The following is a 15,708-nucleotide window of genomic DNA, read 5'->3' as shown; positions in this document are numbered from 1 at the left end:
GGTGTATAAATTTAATCAATCCTGGGGCGTATTAAACACTGTCTTTATTTCCGCCTTCCAGGCCTGCTACACTCATCATCCAATTTCATATCAGAAGACTATTATGAAACCAATTCAACCTTCTTACCGTAAGCTGTGGCGGTCACGACGAGATAGAAAAATAGCAGGTGTTTGTGGAGGGCTGGCTGTTTATTTCGCAGTCGATCCATTCTGGGTCCGCTTTGCCTTTGTGTTATTCTTTCTTTTAGGCGGGGCCGCGTTTCTTTTATATCTCATCATGTGGTTTCTTATTCCGCTGGAACCTCGCGACTGGCATTAGTCATTTGTACATAAAAAGGCTGCATCAGTAATTTAAACTTGAATTTGTGCTGGCTTTTGAGCACTATGTAGAATTGTTGAAAAATGACCGGTTCTCAGTATAATGTAAACTCAAGTCTGCTGATTTTTTAATCATAGTGATGAGTTTTAGTGATTGAAATCGCGTGATAGATTCTAATGGACTAACTTAGCAACCACAGTGAATATATGAATAAAATCGCCCTCTCTCAAAGTGAAAAAATAGGTTATAAAAAGCAATTGGCATTTGCCTGGCTGGTATGGGGATTAGCTGCCGCTTTTTACTTCTCAGATTACATGGCCCGTGTTGCTCCTGGAGTGATGCATCGCAGCCTGCAAATTGATTTTGGCATCAACGAAGCCGGATTTGGAATTCTGACCGCCTCTTTTTACATTCCCTATATCATCATGCAGATTCCAGTGGGATTGACGGTTGATCGCCTGAGCATCCGCGGCATATTAACTGTAATGTCCTTAATTACCGCCTTGGGTTGTTGCGTTTTTGGTTTGGCTGATGGACTGCTGGTGGCCTCTTTAGGGCGTATGCTGATTGGTTTTAGTGCTGCTTTCGCCTTTGTGAGTTCTTTAAGACTGGCCACTTCCTGGTTTCCGCCTGCGATGCTCGGTCTATTATCCGGTTTAACGCAGGCTCTGGGAATGCTGGGGGCTGCTGCGGGTGAGGCGCCAGTGTCCTTCCTGGTCGCTAATGTAGGCTGGCGTCATAGTATGCTGATCATTGCCTTTCTGTTCATTGCTCTCGCTGGATTACTCTATCAATTTGTGCAGGATCAACCGGGAATTCCCCGCCGGGAAATTAAAAAGCAGGCCTCCCAGCTCAGTATTTTTCAAAGTTTGATGATAGTGCTCAAGCACCGTCAAACCTGGCTGAATGCGCTTTATGCCGGATTTTTGTTCGGTCCTACTGCCGTGATTGGTGAAGCAATTGGTCCGGCTTATTTGCAATATGGAAGAGGCTTATCCGCGCATGCAGCCGCTTTTGCCACTGGATTAATCTTCATTGGCTGGGGGATTAGCGGACCTCTTTCCGGCTGGATTTCAGATCGCATAGGACGTCGGAAACCCTTGATGATTGCCTCAGCAATTTTTGGTGTGATTCTGAGTTCGCTATTTGTTTTTATCCCTGATATGAACACTTCCACAGCCTATTTTCTGTTTTTCGCTTTTGGAGTAACTAACACCGGAGTAGCCATTGCTTATGCGGTTTCCACTGAAATTCAGAATGGTAAAGTGCTGGGTACTGCGATAGCGTTCACCAATATGGCGTCAATTTTTGTTGGAGCCTGCATGCAGCCATTGGTTGGATGGCTGGTTGATAAAGCCGCTGGTGCACGGGCCTATAATCTCGAAAATCTATTATTAACAGATTTTCAGGCAGGATTAAAAATATTACCGCTTTGCTCCCTTGTTGCTCTTATACTGGCTTTCCTGGTTAAAGAAACTTACTGCCATCCAGTTCGTGAAGCGCACTAGTCTGATACAAGCCTGCACACTTGAGTATGCAGGCGTCACATAGCAGGCAGTCTTATTAATCAATCTCTCCCTGCAAGCTTTTTAAATTTTCACAGACTGTTCAAATTAAAGGGTTTTTATCGTATTTCTTTTGCTAGTTAGGCAATCTCGTGTTTTAATTATCCCTAGCTTTTATTCAGTTTTGTAACTGATGAGTTGGACTAACACACGGAGATAATAATGAAAAAACTTTTAGGAGTGGTGGTGATACTGGCCGCTCTAATCCTTGGTGGGTATTATGGTATGGGTGTAATGACCGAACGTACCATAAAAAAAGACGCTGCGATTGTTAACAAATCCGCTAATGTATTTATTGATATTCCCGAGTATCATCGAGGACTATTTAAGTCAGACGCCAAATTAAACTGGAAATTTCATGCTCCTGAGCGTGTAGAAACAGGCGATGACGGACAGACAGTTACAATTCCCGCCCAGGATTTCCAGGGACAAATGCCCCTGACTGTGTATCATGGCCCGATTATTTTCCACAAAGGAGTTCGTTTTGGTTTGGGGTATGCGCAAACTGCAATCCCATTGCCTGATGAAGCCCAGGCCCAGTTCAAGCAATTCTTTACAGCTGATTCCACAGCCCCGGAGCTTAAATTAAGCCTGTTTGTAAATTATTTAAATAATAGCCGGGTAAAAATGGAAGTGCCGGCCTTTAAAATGGTGGCTCAGCAAGGCGGCGGAGAGTTTGAATGGCTGGGTATGAACAGTGCAATGACCATCACTTCAAACGTTGACAAGGTTAAAGGGGATATCACAATTGATGGAATGCGCTTTGCTAAAAAAGACGCTAAAGTAACCGGAACAGTAGGTGAAATCAGTTCAGAATACAATCTGTACAAAGCGGATAACGGTTTATACTTCGGTGACGCCAGCATTTCATTTCCTTCAGTATCTGTAAAAGCCGATACAGCCAATCTATTCCAGCTTGATGGCCTGGACATGTATTCCAGCAGCGATATTGATGGTGATTTATTCAATTCACATTTCAAAGTCTCTCTGAACAAAATGCTGATCGAAGATCAGAGCTATGGTCCTGGTAATTTTGAAGTGGCGTTAAGAAATCTGGATGCCAATGTACTAGCCAAACTTAACCAGCAAGTTCAGCAGGCACAGCAGGGAACTGAACAGGAAAAGCAACAGGCTATCATGGCGATGCTGCCTGATCTACCCAAGTTATTTTCCCGTGGTGCAGAGTTTGAAATTTCTGAACTGAGTTTCGCTATGCCGGAAGGAACGGTTGAAGGTAACCTACTGGTAAGCTTGCCCAAGGGCGAAATGGGTAACCCCTTTGAGGTGATGCAAAAGGTCCAGGGGAATGGCAAATTGAAAATACCCGCTCCCATCCTTAAGAAGCTGATGACTCAAACTAACAAGCAACGTTTGGGATCTCAAGCTGCCCAACAGGAAATTGTTCAGCAGATACAAAATGCTCAGGCACAGAGCGGAACCGCTACTACTGCGGCAACAACCCCTGACGTAACCCAGCAGGCTGCCTCTCTGACGGATCAACAAATTGCCTCTATGCTGCAATCCGGACTGTTAGTACAGCAAGGCAATGACTATGTTATTGAGTTGAGTCTCAATCAGGGACAATTTGTGGTGAATACCAAGCCATTTAACCCTGCTATGCTGAAGTTTTGATCTTTTTAAAGAGTGATCCCTGTGCGGATCACTCTTTTCATAATTAAATCAATAACTTGATCCAAAATTATGCTAAAAAACTGCTTTTTCATACGTTTAAAGCGCAAATTACTAAACCTATACTTGTCAGGAATTGCCCAATTGGGTAAGATGCTGTTTTTCTAAGGAGGAGTTAATAATAATGACAACAATCAGTAGTGAAGCCGGCGATACAACTTCGTCACTGGCAGCATGTGTGACTCAATCTGTACAGAAATATTTCTCCGAGCTGAAGGGCACTGATCCTGTTGATCTATATCAATTTGTTCTGGAAGAAATTGAAACACCATTGTTCAAAGCAGTTATGGAACATTGTAAATATAATCAATCACGTGCTGCTGTAATGCTCGGAATCAGCCGAGGTACTTTAAGAACCAAGCTGCGCCGTTATTTCGATGACAAATATGTAGGTACACGGGACTAATCAGTAGAATCCCATCCGCCTCCATTCAACCGGATCCGGATGTTATTCCACGATTATGCAGGTGCTTCATCAAGACTACAGATTTAAAAACGAAGGTAGTCTTGATGAAGCACAAGTATCTCCCTCTCATTCTTTACTGATTAAGCTTCCAGCCCCTTATATTGTTCAGTATCAGCCGTTTTCGCATGATTCTTAAAATCGGTGTTCGCTTTAATCATCTGATTAAACAACTGGTAAAAATCCTTGGTCAAACTATGTCTTCCTTTATATGCCGTCCATTTATTATTATTTTCAAGGCTGGCCATATATCCAATAAAGCAGATTTCATTGAGTAGATTAATATAGTCGACACTGCCTTTCTGCAGATGCTTTTGATAAATGGAAATCATTTTCGCCATATTTCTGGGAATAGTCTTTTGGATCGTTTCCCCTCCTTCAGGAGGTACGATATTAATCACCGTGCCGCCCCATAATTTTAAGGGCCAGCTGTTTGAAAGTATTTTTTCTATCAGGCTGCGAACCACTACCCTTGCAGTATATCTGTCGACTTGTTCCATCTTTTGTATAATTCGTTCTCTTTTCGAAAAGGAACCTTCTGGGGGAGAAACAGACTTTTCAATTTCATTATTAACTGCTTCTAATTTGGCTGTTAAGCGAGCTTTCTGCAAGGGCTTTTGCCATACATAAAGATTACCTAAATGGGTAATCATTTGTTCCACAAGTTCTCCTCTTTGCTGAGGATTAATGGTCCACTCCTGAATAGGTCTGCATTTAAATAGCTGTAGATTGGAATCTGACTCATGACACTGTGCATAGTCTGGCGGCGTCCATTGACTTAGATCCAGAGGAGAAAAATCAACTATGGCCTGCTGTAGAACACGATGGTTAGGAACGCAGAGTCCTTCAATCTCTTTCAGAGAAGCGCCTCCTGCCAAAAGCACTTGTTTGCAAAAATGAAAACAATTATGTAAAGGACCACCCCAGAGCCAGGTTGTTTGGCATAGCTGAACTAATTTGTTCATAGCGGCATCCGGATTAGGAACGTGAACCTTTTGAATAGCAACCACTCTTTTTTGCCACTTATCCAGATAGAAATCGCGAAAATGCGCATCGCTGATGTAAATTGGGTAATTGTAAAGCCCATTAATATGAACGTAACCCTTATCCTCACCTAAATGCAGTAATGTATGTCCTAATCCTGGCCCTGCTCCAAAGCCTGTCGAAACATAGACAATTGAAAAGCTGACCGCTTGTAGCAAGCGGTGAAGAGGAGGGCGAACGTTTCTCGCATTGAATGGACTTTCAAGATCGTTAGGATCGGGGTGTAATTCCTCGAAAGGCCATAAATAGCGCCTCTCCTGAAAAAAACGACGATTTTTACAGATTTGCGCCAGATTCAGGATCACATGCTGCTCTTCATAGCTAAAGGCCTCATTTGATTTTAAGCACTCAACCATGTAGTTGCCAAAGGAAATAAGATTATCTGCCAGTTCTTTATTTTCCAATACCGTATATTTTTCCAATGTTTCAAAAAATTCAGCGAAGACCGGATTTTTGCTGGTAAAAGGATGAAGCTGAAGAAGCATGTATTTAACTAAATCCAAATCGCTGTAAATTCCAAGATTACGGTTAATTTGTATTTCTAACTGTTGCTTAAGCTTTTGTGGATCATTGTCGCTTTTATCAATACTAAAGTTGGCAGGGAGAGGTAGCTTACGAATTTGAGAAATGGAAGTAGAGGGGTTAATGTAAAGATACAGGCAGAGCATGGAGCGAGTATCATATAGAGTGGCAAGCCGCGTTTGTGTAATAGGCAGTACACCAATTTCAGCATCTTTGATAAGTTGATTTAGCTTTTTTAATTCCAACTGATAATCAATCATGTCAATCCAGAAACGCTCTGATTTCCACAGACTCTGAGTGTTCAAGAATTATCTGTTAATTTAAAATTAAAGTGAATAATTATTTTATTAGTTGTTTAAGTGATGTGAATATATGAGATGATGAGTGCATCTGCCTCGATAAGTTTTTTCATCATGACAGATGCTGATAAGCAATCCAACTGAAGGCTTAATCTGCAAACATGGAGCTGACAGACTCTTCCACATTGACACGCTTGATTGCCTGGGCAAGCATATCGGCCAAACTGACTATGCGGATTTTTGGACATTGTTTGGCTTTTTCGGATAGCGGGATAGTGTCAGTAACTACAACTTCATCGAGGGATGAATTGACAATATTATCCACTGCGGGACCGGAAAGCACAGCATGAGTGATATAGGCTCTTACACTGATTGCACCATTACGTTTGAGCTGAAGGGCTGCAGAACAAAGAGTTCCTGCGGTATCTACAATGTCATCAATAATGAGACAGTTCTTTCCATTCGGTTCACCGATAATGTGCATCACTTCCGATTTGTTAGGACCACTTCGTCGTTTATCAATGATTGATAGCTCCGCATCATTGAGCCGCTTGGCCATCGCTCTGGCACGAACTACACCACCCACATCGGGAGAAACAACCATCAATTTACTTAGATTCTGCTGTTTGATATCGTCGAGAAGTATGGGGGTAGAATAGACGTTATCCACTGGCATGTAGAAAAAACCCTGGATTTGATCAGCGTGCAGGTCAACCGTCAATACACGGCAGATACCTACGGAAGCCATCATATCCGCAACCACTTTGGCCGTGATGGGAACTCTGGCGGAACGGACGCGTCTATCCTGCCTGGCATAGCCAAAATAGGGAACTACTGCGGTGATACGCCCAGCGGATGAGCGCCGTAAGGCATCCGCCATTGTTAGCAACTCCATCAGATTATCATTTGCTGGAGCGCAGGTTGATTGTATGACAAAAATATCCTTGCCGCGGACATTTTCGAGAATTTCAACCATAGTTTCACCATCGCTGAAAGTTCCGACTGTGGCCTGGCCAATAGGTATTTGCAGGTGTGTAGCAATATTGAGAGCTAATTCTGGATTAGCATTGCCGGTAAAGAGCATCATAGTCGACATGTGTAACAAGCCTTCGATTAGTTAAATCAGTTAACTTAAACACATAGCAGAAGACAGCCAGAAAGATATAATTATTATTTTAGCGATCCGGTGAACGCATCCTTCCCGGTTATCTTCTGCCGTCTGTTTACTTGAATCAACAAGAAAATGGCTGGGGTGCTAGGATTCGAACCTAGGTATGCAGGGATCAAAACCCTGTGCCTTACCACTTGGCGACACCCCAATAAACTTTAAGATCCTTCATTGAGACATTGAGCGCTTCGCTACAATGTGCTGCGTATTTTGCAGATAAAACGCATCGATGTCAATGATACCTTAAAAAATTTTCTTGTTGTCAGAAAACTATAGAAGACCGAGGAAGAAAAAGCGAATAGTCTTTAACCCACTCCGGCCTACGTGCACGGCTAGTCCGGGGCATCCACACTCCCGTCGTTTGAGTAAGCTGGATCACCCGAACAAGTCGGGTGACGTAGGTAAATAGCGTATGACGTAGGTAAATAGCCTAGGACGTAGGTAAATAGCGTATTAAGTCAAGATCTTCACTTACACGTAATGCAGAATTCTGCAGTGAGGGCTAGACTCTCCAGCGTTTAATCACAAACTTGATAAAGACCCCATTTCCCTGAAGTTTTATCTGGCTGGGCAAATAGGCATTGCCAGATTTGGTATAGCCCAGATATTGAATGGTATAGCCTCCTTGCCGCAGCAGCGTTAAATAACCGGAAGGATCCTTGACGGCTGTTTGTACTTTACCGGGTGCAGGAACGCCGCGTACCCAATAATAAAGGCTGGTCACGGGTAAGCGGACACCCGTTTGCTGTAGTAAAAGCTGCTCAGCATTACTGGATGTAGCTGATTTCGGTCCGTCGCGGAAGCTGACCTGCCCACCCTGTTTCTGAATGAGCACTGTTCCGCTGCCCAGCGGGCCAAAAAGCCTGATTTGATAATTACTTATCCCGCGTTGAACCCAGTTAACTGAAGCACTCCATGCCTTGTTTTTGCTTCGGGCAGCCATAGCCCCGGAAATTTCCCATGAAGAGATTCCATTCGCTGCTGTTTTTGTAACGCTGGTGTCCGTTTTTCCTGCCTTGGTATTTTGCTCTGATATTGCTGCTTTTGTGTTCTGGGCTTTTTGTCCAGTGGCGTTGAGTGTTGTTTCGGATGCTGAAGGCGCAAGAGGCGTGCTCGTGGGCGGAGGTTCAGCTGCGGCTAACTGGTCGGGTGATATTTCTGTAGCTGGCGGTTTTGGCGCGCAAGCAGTAAGACAAACGAGTGATAGTAATCCCAGATACTTAAATGCATTCATTGCATGTTCCTTAGAAGAATTGGCTGTGTCCAATGACCAGGAAGATATGGATAGTCTTTTCGAATACAATACGCTAGACTGAAACAACTTGCAATCAAGACAATCATTATGAAACAACGAGCAGTTTATCCCGGTACTTTTGACCCTGTAACCTGTGGCCATGTCGATATCATCAGTAGAGCAGCGACTATTTTTCCGGAATTAATCGTTGCTGTGGCTGGTAATGAAGCTAAAAAACCGTATTTTCCGCTGGATGTCCGAATTGAGCTATTGAGAGAGTCCCTGAAAGACATTCCCGGTGTTTCTGTGGTAGGTTTCAACAACTTATTGATTGATTTCGTACAGGAACAGAAAGCAGGCATTATTTTGCGCGGCCTTCGTGCAGTCAATGATTTTGAATACGAGTTCCAGTTAGCCGGCATGAACAGAAAGCTGTGCAGGGACATTGAAACCCTTTTCTTGACTCCATCAGAAAATCTCTTATTTATTTCATCCACTTTAGTAAGAGAAATCGCTAATTTAGAAGGCGAGATTTCTCAATTCGTGCCCCCTTGCGTTGTAAAGGCCTTTGCTGAGAGGAAGAGTGCCTGACGATGAAGAAACTGATTGCTTCTTTACTTGTGTTGGCATGTGGTTTTTCCCATGCTAAAACGGTTCAGGAGAAACCGGGTGGCTATGCTATCGCCTCTGCTCATCCGCTGGCCACTAATGCCGGCCTTGCGGTCCTGGCAAAGGGGGGTAATGCGTTTGACGCAGTTATCGCTGTAAGTGCTGCACTGGCTGTAGTTGCTCCCTATCACAGCGGTCTGGGAGGCGGTGGTTTCTGGCTCTTGCACCGGGCAGAAGATAAAAAAAATACATTAATCGATGGGCGCGAAGTCGCTCCATTGGCTGCACATAAGACCATGTTCTGGGATAAAAATGGCAAGGTAATTCCTGAGTTATCACTTAATGGAGGACTGGCAGCGGCTATTCCCGGGGAACCGGCGGCATTGGCCTACATTGCTTCGCATTATGGGAAACTGCCCTTGTCGGAAAGCCTTGCGCCGGCAATCCAACTAGCCGAAAACGGTTTTCCTGTTGACCAACAGTTTTACAATTTTTCAACGATGAGTGATCGCCTGGAGCAAATGCGAAAATACCCGGCCACTGCAAAGGTCTATTTACATGATGGCCGACCCTATTCAGTAGGCGAATGCCTGAAACAGCCGGAGTTAGCGAAAACGCTTCGCTTGTTAGCCAGTAAAGGTCATGCTGGGTTCTATCAGGGCGAAGTGGCAGAAAAACTGGTTGCAGGAGCGAAGGCCGCAGGGGGAATCTGGACCCTTAAGGATTTGAGCAATTATCAGGTTAAAGAACGTGAGCCCTTGCAAGGGGCTTATCATAATATGCTTATTATCACAGCACCGCCTCCTTCCGCGGGTGGAATAGAATTATTGACAATGCTTAATATTTTAAGTGCCTTCCCTCTGGAGTCGCTGGACCGTGCACAATGGATTCATTATCTCGTTGAGGCGATGCGCCTGTCATTCTGGCAGGGTAACCAAATGCTTGCCGATCCTGATTTTGTTAAAATACCGATAGATCGTCTCATTTCGGCCGCAGAAGCTAAAAAGCTGCGCCAGTTTATTTCTCCTGATAAAGCAACGCCCAGCAGCATCCTCGCCGAAAGCCGGTTTTTTCATGGTGGGAAAAATACAACGCATATTGCCATATTGGACAAGGAGGGCAATCGGGTATCAGCGACCTTAACTGTCAATTTTATCTTTGGTTCGAGTGTGGTTGCTGAAGGAACGGGCGTCTTATTGAATGATGAGATGGATGATTTTTCATCCAAGCCCGGGCAGAAAAATGTGTATGGTCTGGTCGGCAGTGAACTGAATGTGATTGAGCCTGGGAAGAGGCCTTTATCCAGTATGACGCCCAGTTTTCTGGAAATGCCAGGGCGTTTGGCGATTGTCGGAACCCCAGGCGGGAGCCGTATTCCGACAATGGTTCTCTTGGCTACTCTCGCGTTCTATGATTATGGCGGGGCAATCAGCATGGTTTCGGCAATGCGTTTCCATCATCAGTATTTGCCAGACTGGCTGCAGTTTGAACCGGATGCCTTTTCCTTGCAAATTCAGGAGAAATTAAAGAAGATGGGTTATCAACTGATGCCCCTGGCTCAACCCTATGGCGATATGCAGGCAATCACCTGGGACAGGGAAAGAAATATCATTTCTGCGGCCTCTGATCCCAGAAGAATAGGCCTGGCTTCGGTTATTTCTCAGATTCCGACAGGTTATGGTTTAACTCATTAGCTGGCTCATGTATGGAGTTGCTGCTCTCGCCGACTAATTGTTCCATTACTTTGTGCACACGCTCTACCAGCTCATCTCTGGTTTCCATCGTATATTGTGAAGCATCAATGGCTTCGCCAATATGAATTTCAGCCGTCTGGTTTATATTGAATTGCATGGTATGGGCGGGAAGAATATTGTATGCGCCTCGAATCCCGATGGGGATAATCATTGCCTGTGATTGAATGGCGGTAATAAATGCCCCTTTTTTGAAAGCAGCCAGACGGCCATTTTTGGAACGTGTTCCCTCTGGCGCAATCCAAATGACAATTCCGCTTTCCATTAATTGCCGGGCCTCAGCCAGATCTTTTATTGCCTGATGGCGATTATGCCGATCAATAAACGGAAATTCCGCTGCGGCCATTCCTTTACCCATAATAGGGATTCTGGATAGTTCTCTTTTGGCCAGCATCCGAATCGAATGATTGGGGAAGGCTTTGAAGCCTAAAGGGATATCATAAAGACTGGTATGATTACACATAAGAATAGTAGGCTTGCCTGCCACGGGCGCCACATTACCTGGATTGATGATTTTGCATTGAACACCAATCAGTTTAAGCAGTTTATCAGACCAGTGACGAATCACCTGATCGACCCAGGGACGAGTAATATTTCCCCGCCAACTCTTAAAAATAGCTCTGGAGCAGGCATTCGCGGTATAACCCACAGAAACCAGGGAAATCCATAGTGTACGCAGCTTGCTGATCTTCATAAAAGCTCAAAAGGAAAAAAGTTATCCTGATAATACTTCAAGTTATTTGAATTGCCCATAGAGAAAGTATAAAACAATCAGCCTCTAAGCTTCCTTTTTAAGGGGTTGACATGAAGGGCAATAAGCCGAACTTCTACCGGCGAGTCGAATACTATGAAGTGGTTGGGAGCAGCTCACACAGGGCAGTTTCTCTCGCCCATAGACTTGTAAATCAAAGGCGAAATAGCCGGGTTTGCCATGAGGTGAAATAAAGTCTTTAAGGGTGGTTCCTCCTGCGGCCAGTGCCTGCGTTAAAACCTTCCTGATGGCAGCCACCAATCGCTCATAATCCTTTTCGTCCAGAGCTTTCGCAGCATTGGCAGGATGAATTCCAGCCATAAACAGACTCTCACTGGCATAAATGTTACCAACGCCGACCACAATATCATTATTCATAATAAAGGATTTGATCGCCTGTTTACGATTGCGGCTTTGCTGATACAGATAATTTGGGCTAAATGACTCTGACAAAGGTTCTGGGCCAAGGCGGGCCAGTAATGGATGTGATTCCGGTTCAGTTTCAGAATAAAGGCATAGTCCAAAGCGGCGGGTGTCGTTATAGCGCAGGATTTGTCCGTCATCCAGTTCAATGTCGATATGATCATGCTTTCCAGGCGCTAATCCGTTCTGCACTATACGAAAATGGCCGGACATACCCAGATGAATAAGAATGTATCCCTGATTAGATAAATGCAGCAGTAAATACTTACCGCGCCGGGAAACCGTATCAATCCGCTGACCAATACAGCTCTCGGCAAATTGCGGATTGACTGGCACACGCAATTGCTGGCAGCGGACAATGCAATTCCGTATCAGTTTATTCCTGACACAGGAAAGAAGTCCTTGTCGTGTGGTTTCTACTTCGGGTAATTCAGGCATCAATCATGATCTTTGTGTTCAATAATCCGCCCCGATGTCTTCGCTACATTTTTGGAGGGGAAAATAAGTCGTTTAATCATTGCAAAAATCCATAAAGTTCCACCAATCAGGATTCCCCAAACCAGGACATAGGAGAACATGATGAACAGACCAACTAACAGGGAAATGGCTATTCCGAGTAACAGGAAAGGGATTAGAGTCTGAAATAACTGTTGAATTTTATCATTCATTGATAGAGCCCATGCGAATTCGGATTATAAGAGTGTTTTAATTCGGAACATTTACAAATTATCAATTAAATTATCGTTCACATTCTGTAAGGATGCAATGCGCATTTGTGCAAATTATGTTATGATCTTAAGAACTACCCATAAAAATGGATAATTATTTCAATTTCCTTATTATAGATTATCCCGTTTCTATTTATTACTGTAAGTATTACAGGAGAGCTTCATGGTTCATGGCCTTTTAAATCTTTCATTCTGGGGGTATGTTGTTGCTACTCTCATCTTAACTCAGATAACAATCGCAGGTGTTACGTTATACTTGCACCGCTACCAAACGCATCGTGCTTTAACCCTTCATCCTGTCGTCAGCCATATTTTTCGCTTCTGGTTATGGCTCACAACCGGAATGGTTACGGCCCAATGGGTAGCCATTCATCGTAAGCATCATGCATCCACCGATGTCGAAGGGGATCCTCATAGTCCCAAGGTATTAGGACTGAAGAAAGTGCTCTGGGAAGGCGCCGAGCTGTACAAAGAAGCTTCTCAAGATAAGGAAATGGTTGCCAAATACTCCCATGGAACGCCTAATGACTGGGTTGAAAGAAATATCTACAGCCGTTTTTCGTCCAAAGGCATTTTATTAATGTTTCTGATTGACTTGCTGCTATTTGGAGTTCCTGGAATTACGATCTGGGCAATTCAAATGGTATGGATTCCCTTTCATGCAGCAGGAGTAATCAATGGCGTGGGGCATCACTTTGGTTATCGCAATTTTGAATGCCATGATGCCGCGACCAATATTTTCCCATGGGGTTTTTGGATCGGCGGTGAGGAATTGCACAATAATCATCACACCTTCGCTTCTTCTGCCAAATTTTCCGTGAAATGGTGGGAGTTTGATATTGGCTGGTTGTACATTCGATGTCTTTCCGCTCTGGGCTTGGCCAAGGTTAAAAAACTGCCGCCCAAACTCGGTAAAGATGCTGCTAAACTGCATGTTGACCTTGATACGGTTAAAGCAGTTATCAGCAATCGTTTTCAGGTCATGTCGCATTATTACAAACATGTGGTTCGTCCTATTCTGAAGACAGAAAAGAAAACAGTAGTTGCCAGCGACAAATCACAGAAGAAAATGTTTCAGCGAGCTGGCCGTTTACTCCGCCTCCAGGACAGTTTGCTGTCTCCAAAAGCCAAGTCCAGGCTGCATGCGCTGCTAGCCAGCCGCGAGAAGCTGAGATTGGTCTATACTTATCGCCAGTCATTGCAAAATATTTGGCTTAAAACCGCCTCTTCCCAGAAAGAGCTGGTTGAAGCTTTGCAGCAATGGTGCAAGCAGGCAGAGGAGTCTGGTTTGGAAGTTTTACAGCAGTTTGCTCAACAGATTAAAGCGTATGTGCCCAAGCCTGTTCGAGTATGAGGTCAGAATTCAAGCAAGAACAATAATCAGGATGGCAGGATGCGGTCCTGATTGATGGATCATCAAATAAAGGAATTAAAGAGTTTAGGCAAGTCTGTGCATAACAGTCTTGCTTATTTTCATTGACATTAAACGGATTTTCCTTTGAAGTAAAAGGTGTTCGTTTAAAAACAGAAGGGAGTTTCATTTATGGACAAAATGATAGCCTTGGTTACTGGAGGTACCGGTGGGATTGGCTCCGCCATTTGCCAACGTCTGGCAGCTAATTACCACGTGATTGCCTGCTACTATAAAGGTGGAAAACACGAAGAAGCAAAACGCTGGCAGCAGGAACAAAAAGAAGCAGGTCATGATATTGATATTGTTTATGGTGATATCGCCAATTATGCCGACTGCGAAAAATTAGTTGCTCTGGTTACCGAGCGCTATGGTCATATTGATGTACTGGTTAATAATGCCGGTATTACAGTCGATACCAGTTTTAAAAAAATGACTCCGCAACAATGGCAGCAGGTAATTGACGCCAATCTCACTAGCGTCTTTAATATGACGCGTAATGTGCTCCCGGGTATGCTGGAAAAAAATTATGGGCGCATCATCAGCATTTCCTCAATCAATGGGCGAAAAGGGCAGTTTGGCCAGTGCAACTACGCTGCCAGTAAGGCTGCATTATTTGGATTCACCAAGAGCCTGGCGATGGAAGTGGCCAATAAAGGGATTACTGTCAATACTATCGCACCAGGATATATCGAAACCCCAATGCTTGCTGCGATGAAAGAAGAGGTTTTGAAAAGTATTGTTGCAAATATTCCGGTCGGACGTCTGGGAACTCCTGAAGAGGTCGCTGAAGCAGTTGCTTTCCTGGCTGCAAAAACATCTGGATTTATTACTGGCTCCAATCTGGATATCAATGGCGGACAGTACATGTCATAACAATGAATGGCAGCTGTTTTGCCATTCACTATAATGGGTTTTTCTAGCAATGACTGCTTTTAATCCATTGAGTATTTTTAGCTTTGTCAGCTATCAAGAGTGAGGAAGTATGGATAAAAAGAATATGGCATTGATTACAGGGGGTACTGGTGACATTGGTACAGCCGTTGCTAAAGCACTCAATGCCAAATATAAAACAGTTGTTGCTTTGGATATTATGGCTGCCGATGAAGGGCCATTATGGCAGGCCGCTTTAAATGAAGAAGGCTTTGAAAGCATTGTTTTCCGCCGGATGAATGTTTGTGATTTTGATGAGTGCCAGCATGTCATCAATGCACTTGTAGCTGAGTTTGGTCCTGTAAGTGCATTAATTAATAATGCCGGAATTACTCGGGATGCCGTATTTCATAAAATGACCAAGCAGCAATGGGACGAAGTGTTAAGGGTCAATCTGGATGGAATGTTTAACGTGACGCGCCAGGTCGTTGATTCCATGCGTGAACAAGCCTATGGGCGCATTGTTAATATTTCATCGGTAAACGCGCAGAAGGGACAGTTTTCTCAAGCCAACTATGCTGCCTCAAAGGCAGGGGTTTACGGATTTACAAAAAGTCTGGCCCAGGAGATGATGCTGAAAAATGTGACGGTTAACAGTATTTCTCCAGGCTATGTGAATACTCGCTTAATGAAAGGAATACGTCCTGATATCCTGCAATCAATTATTGAACTCATCCCTGCCAAGCGTTTAGCGGAGCCAGAAGAAGTTGCCTGGGTTGTGGAGTTTTTACTGGATGATAGAAGCCGTTACCTCACAGGAGCTAACCTGAGTGTTAATGGCGGTTTGCATATGTATTAA

General features: G+C 44.0%; 15 protein-coding genes and 1 tRNA gene. 9 read left to right on the top strand and 7 right to left on the bottom strand.

All coding sequences use genetic code 11. The features are described 5' to 3' along the window. Positions 1 to 103 precede the first annotated feature (103 nt). From DYH61_RS13480 to DYH61_RS13465, 4 genes are all read left to right on the top strand, one after another. A complete protein-coding gene (locus tag DYH61_RS13480; protein ID WP_058507321.1) occupies positions 104 to 319 on the top strand; it encodes a PspC domain-containing protein in 216 nt (71 codons plus the stop codon). A 206-nt stretch (positions 320 to 525) separates the two neighbouring features. Beyond that, complete coding sequence (locus DYH61_RS13475; protein ID WP_058507197.1) at positions 526 to 1,827, top strand: MFS transporter; 1,302 nt, start codon at positions 526 to 528, stop codon at positions 1,825 to 1,827. Between the two features lie 219 nt (positions 1,828 to 2,046). Then, positions 2,047 to 3,516 carry a YdgA family protein gene (locus tag DYH61_RS13470; RefSeq protein ID WP_058507198.1) on the top strand — a complete coding sequence of 490 codons (1,470 nt, stop codon included), beginning with the start codon at positions 2,047 to 2,049 and terminating at the stop codon, positions 3,514 to 3,516. 181 nt (positions 3,517 to 3,697) lie between these two features. Next, a complete protein-coding gene (locus DYH61_RS13465; protein ID WP_058507199.1) occupies positions 3,698 to 3,979 on the top strand; it encodes a helix-turn-helix domain-containing protein in 282 nt (93 codons plus the stop codon). 140 nt (positions 3,980 to 4,119) lie between these two features. On the opposite strand, the gene DYH61_RS13460 is transcribed toward DYH61_RS13465, so the two are convergent. The 4 genes from DYH61_RS13460 to lolB all read right to left on the bottom strand — a co-directional run bounded on the left by DYH61_RS13460 (position 4,120) and on the right by lolB (position 8,303). Continuing rightward, a complete protein-coding gene (locus tag DYH61_RS13460) occupies positions 4,120 to 5,862 on the bottom strand; it encodes a hypothetical protein (protein WP_058507200.1) in 1,743 nt (580 codons plus the stop codon). 187 nt (positions 5,863 to 6,049) lie between these two features. Beyond that, positions 6,050 to 6,997, bottom strand: a complete 948-nt coding sequence (locus tag DYH61_RS13455; protein ID WP_058507201.1) for a ribose-phosphate pyrophosphokinase — start codon at positions 6,995 to 6,997, stop codon at positions 6,050 to 6,052. 148 nt (positions 6,998 to 7,145) lie between these two features. Then, positions 7,146 to 7,220: transfer RNA gene (locus DYH61_RS13450), tRNA-Gln, on the bottom strand. A 351-nt stretch (positions 7,221 to 7,571) separates the two neighbouring features. Next, positions 7,572 to 8,303 (bottom strand): lipoprotein insertase outer membrane protein LolB, encoded by a 732-nt coding sequence (gene lolB, locus DYH61_RS13445; RefSeq protein WP_083499187.1) that lies wholly within the window; start codon positions 8,301 to 8,303, stop codon positions 7,572 to 7,574. Between the two features lie 108 nt (positions 8,304 to 8,411). On the opposite strand from lolB, the gene coaD reads away from it, so the two are divergent. Next, a complete protein-coding gene (gene coaD, locus DYH61_RS13440; protein ID WP_058507202.1) occupies positions 8,412 to 8,894 on the top strand; it encodes a pantetheine-phosphate adenylyltransferase in 483 nt (160 codons plus the stop codon). 2 nt (positions 8,895 to 8,896) lie between these two features. Next, positions 8,897 to 10,606, top strand: a complete 1,710-nt coding sequence (gene ggt / locus DYH61_RS13435) for a gamma-glutamyltransferase (protein WP_058507203.1) — start codon at positions 8,897 to 8,899, stop codon at positions 10,604 to 10,606. Here the strand turns inward: ggt and DYH61_RS13430 are convergent. The 3 genes from DYH61_RS13430 to DYH61_RS13420 form a co-directional block, all read right to left on the bottom strand. Further along, positions 10,566 to 11,357 (bottom strand): lysophospholipid acyltransferase family protein, encoded by a 792-nt coding sequence (locus DYH61_RS13430; protein WP_058507204.1) that lies wholly within the window; start codon positions 11,355 to 11,357, stop codon positions 10,566 to 10,568. The genes ggt and DYH61_RS13430 overlap by 41 nt on opposite strands. 84 nt (positions 11,358 to 11,441) lie before the next feature. Then, entirely contained in the window at positions 11,442 to 12,275 is an 834-nt protein-coding gene (mutM, locus tag DYH61_RS13425; protein WP_058507205.1) for a bifunctional DNA-formamidopyrimidine glycosylase/DNA-(apurinic or apyrimidinic site) lyase, read from the bottom strand. Further along, entirely contained in the window at positions 12,275 to 12,505 is a 231-nt protein-coding gene (locus DYH61_RS13420; RefSeq protein ID WP_058507206.1) for a hypothetical protein, read from the bottom strand. Before DYH61_RS13420 ends, mutM begins: the two co-directional genes overlap by 1 nt. A gap of 223 nt (positions 12,506 to 12,728) precedes the next feature. Here DYH61_RS13420 and DYH61_RS13415 point away from each other — a divergent pair, with 223 nt between their 5' ends. The 3 genes from DYH61_RS13415 to phbB (DYH61_RS13405) all read left to right on the top strand — a co-directional run bounded on the left by DYH61_RS13415 (position 12,729) and on the right by phbB (DYH61_RS13405) (position 15,708). After that, complete coding sequence (locus DYH61_RS13415) at positions 12,729 to 13,919, top strand: DesA family fatty acid desaturase (RefSeq protein ID WP_058507207.1); 1,191 nt, start codon at positions 12,729 to 12,731, stop codon at positions 13,917 to 13,919. A gap of 189 nt (positions 13,920 to 14,108) precedes the next feature. Beyond that, on the top strand, positions 14,109 to 14,852 hold the full coding sequence (gene phbB / locus DYH61_RS13410) for an acetoacetyl-CoA reductase (protein ID WP_058507208.1): 744 nt from the start codon (positions 14,109 to 14,111) through the stop codon (positions 14,850 to 14,852). A 109-nt stretch (positions 14,853 to 14,961) separates the two neighbouring features. Then, complete coding sequence (gene phbB / locus DYH61_RS13405; protein WP_058507209.1) at positions 14,962 to 15,708, top strand: acetoacetyl-CoA reductase; 747 nt, start codon at positions 14,962 to 14,964, stop codon at positions 15,706 to 15,708.

This window comes from Legionella quinlivanii (genome assembly GCF_900461555.1).
Classification (GTDB): domain Bacteria; phylum Pseudomonadota; class Gammaproteobacteria; order Legionellales; family Legionellaceae; genus Legionella_C; species Legionella_C quinlivanii.
The sequence above is the reverse complement of the archived record's forward strand: the minus strand, read 5'-3'. Positions and strand labels throughout refer to the sequence as shown.

What these genes read in the sequence shown, in the direction of transcription:
- lolB (WP_083499187.1), bottom strand. Translation starts at nt 8,303, where the DNA reads ATGAATGCATTTAAGTATCTGGGATTACTATCACTCGTTTGTCTTACT.
- DYH61_RS13460 (WP_058507200.1), bottom strand. Translation starts at nt 5,862, where the DNA reads ATGATTGATTATCAGTTGGAATTAAAAAAGCTAAATCAACTTATCAAA.
- DYH61_RS13480 (WP_058507321.1), top strand. Translation starts at nt 104, where the DNA reads ATGAAACCAATTCAACCTTCTTACCGTAAGCTGTGGCGGTCACGACGA.
- DYH61_RS13465 (WP_058507199.1), top strand. Translation starts at nt 3,698, where the DNA reads ATGACAACAATCAGTAGTGAAGCCGGCGATACAACTTCGTCACTGGCA.
- DYH61_RS13470 (WP_058507198.1), top strand. Translation starts at nt 2,047, where the DNA reads ATGAAAAAACTTTTAGGAGTGGTGGTGATACTGGCCGCTCTAATCCTT.
- coaD (WP_058507202.1), top strand. Translation starts at nt 8,412, where the DNA reads ATGAAACAACGAGCAGTTTATCCCGGTACTTTTGACCCTGTAACCTGT.
- DYH61_RS13455 (WP_058507201.1), bottom strand. Translation starts at nt 6,997, where the DNA reads ATGTCGACTATGATGCTCTTTACCGGCAATGCTAATCCAGAATTAGCT.
- DYH61_RS13430 (WP_058507204.1), bottom strand. Translation starts at nt 11,357, where the DNA reads ATGAAGATCAGCAAGCTGCGTACACTATGGATTTCCCTGGTTTCTGTG.
- DYH61_RS13415 (WP_058507207.1), top strand. Translation starts at nt 12,729, where the DNA reads ATGGTTCATGGCCTTTTAAATCTTTCATTCTGGGGGTATGTTGTTGCT.
- phbB (WP_058507209.1), top strand. Translation starts at nt 14,962, where the DNA reads ATGGATAAAAAGAATATGGCATTGATTACAGGGGGTACTGGTGACATT.
- phbB (WP_058507208.1), top strand. Translation starts at nt 14,109, where the DNA reads ATGGACAAAATGATAGCCTTGGTTACTGGAGGTACCGGTGGGATTGGC.
- ggt (WP_058507203.1), top strand. Translation starts at nt 8,897, where the DNA reads ATGAAGAAACTGATTGCTTCTTTACTTGTGTTGGCATGTGGTTTTTCC.
- DYH61_RS13420 (WP_058507206.1), bottom strand. Translation starts at nt 12,505, where the DNA reads ATGAATGATAAAATTCAACAGTTATTTCAGACTCTAATCCCTTTCCTG.
- DYH61_RS13475 (WP_058507197.1), top strand. Translation starts at nt 526, where the DNA reads ATGAATAAAATCGCCCTCTCTCAAAGTGAAAAAATAGGTTATAAAAAG.
- mutM (WP_058507205.1), bottom strand. Translation starts at nt 12,275, where the DNA reads ATGCCTGAATTACCCGAAGTAGAAACCACACGACAAGGACTTCTTTCC.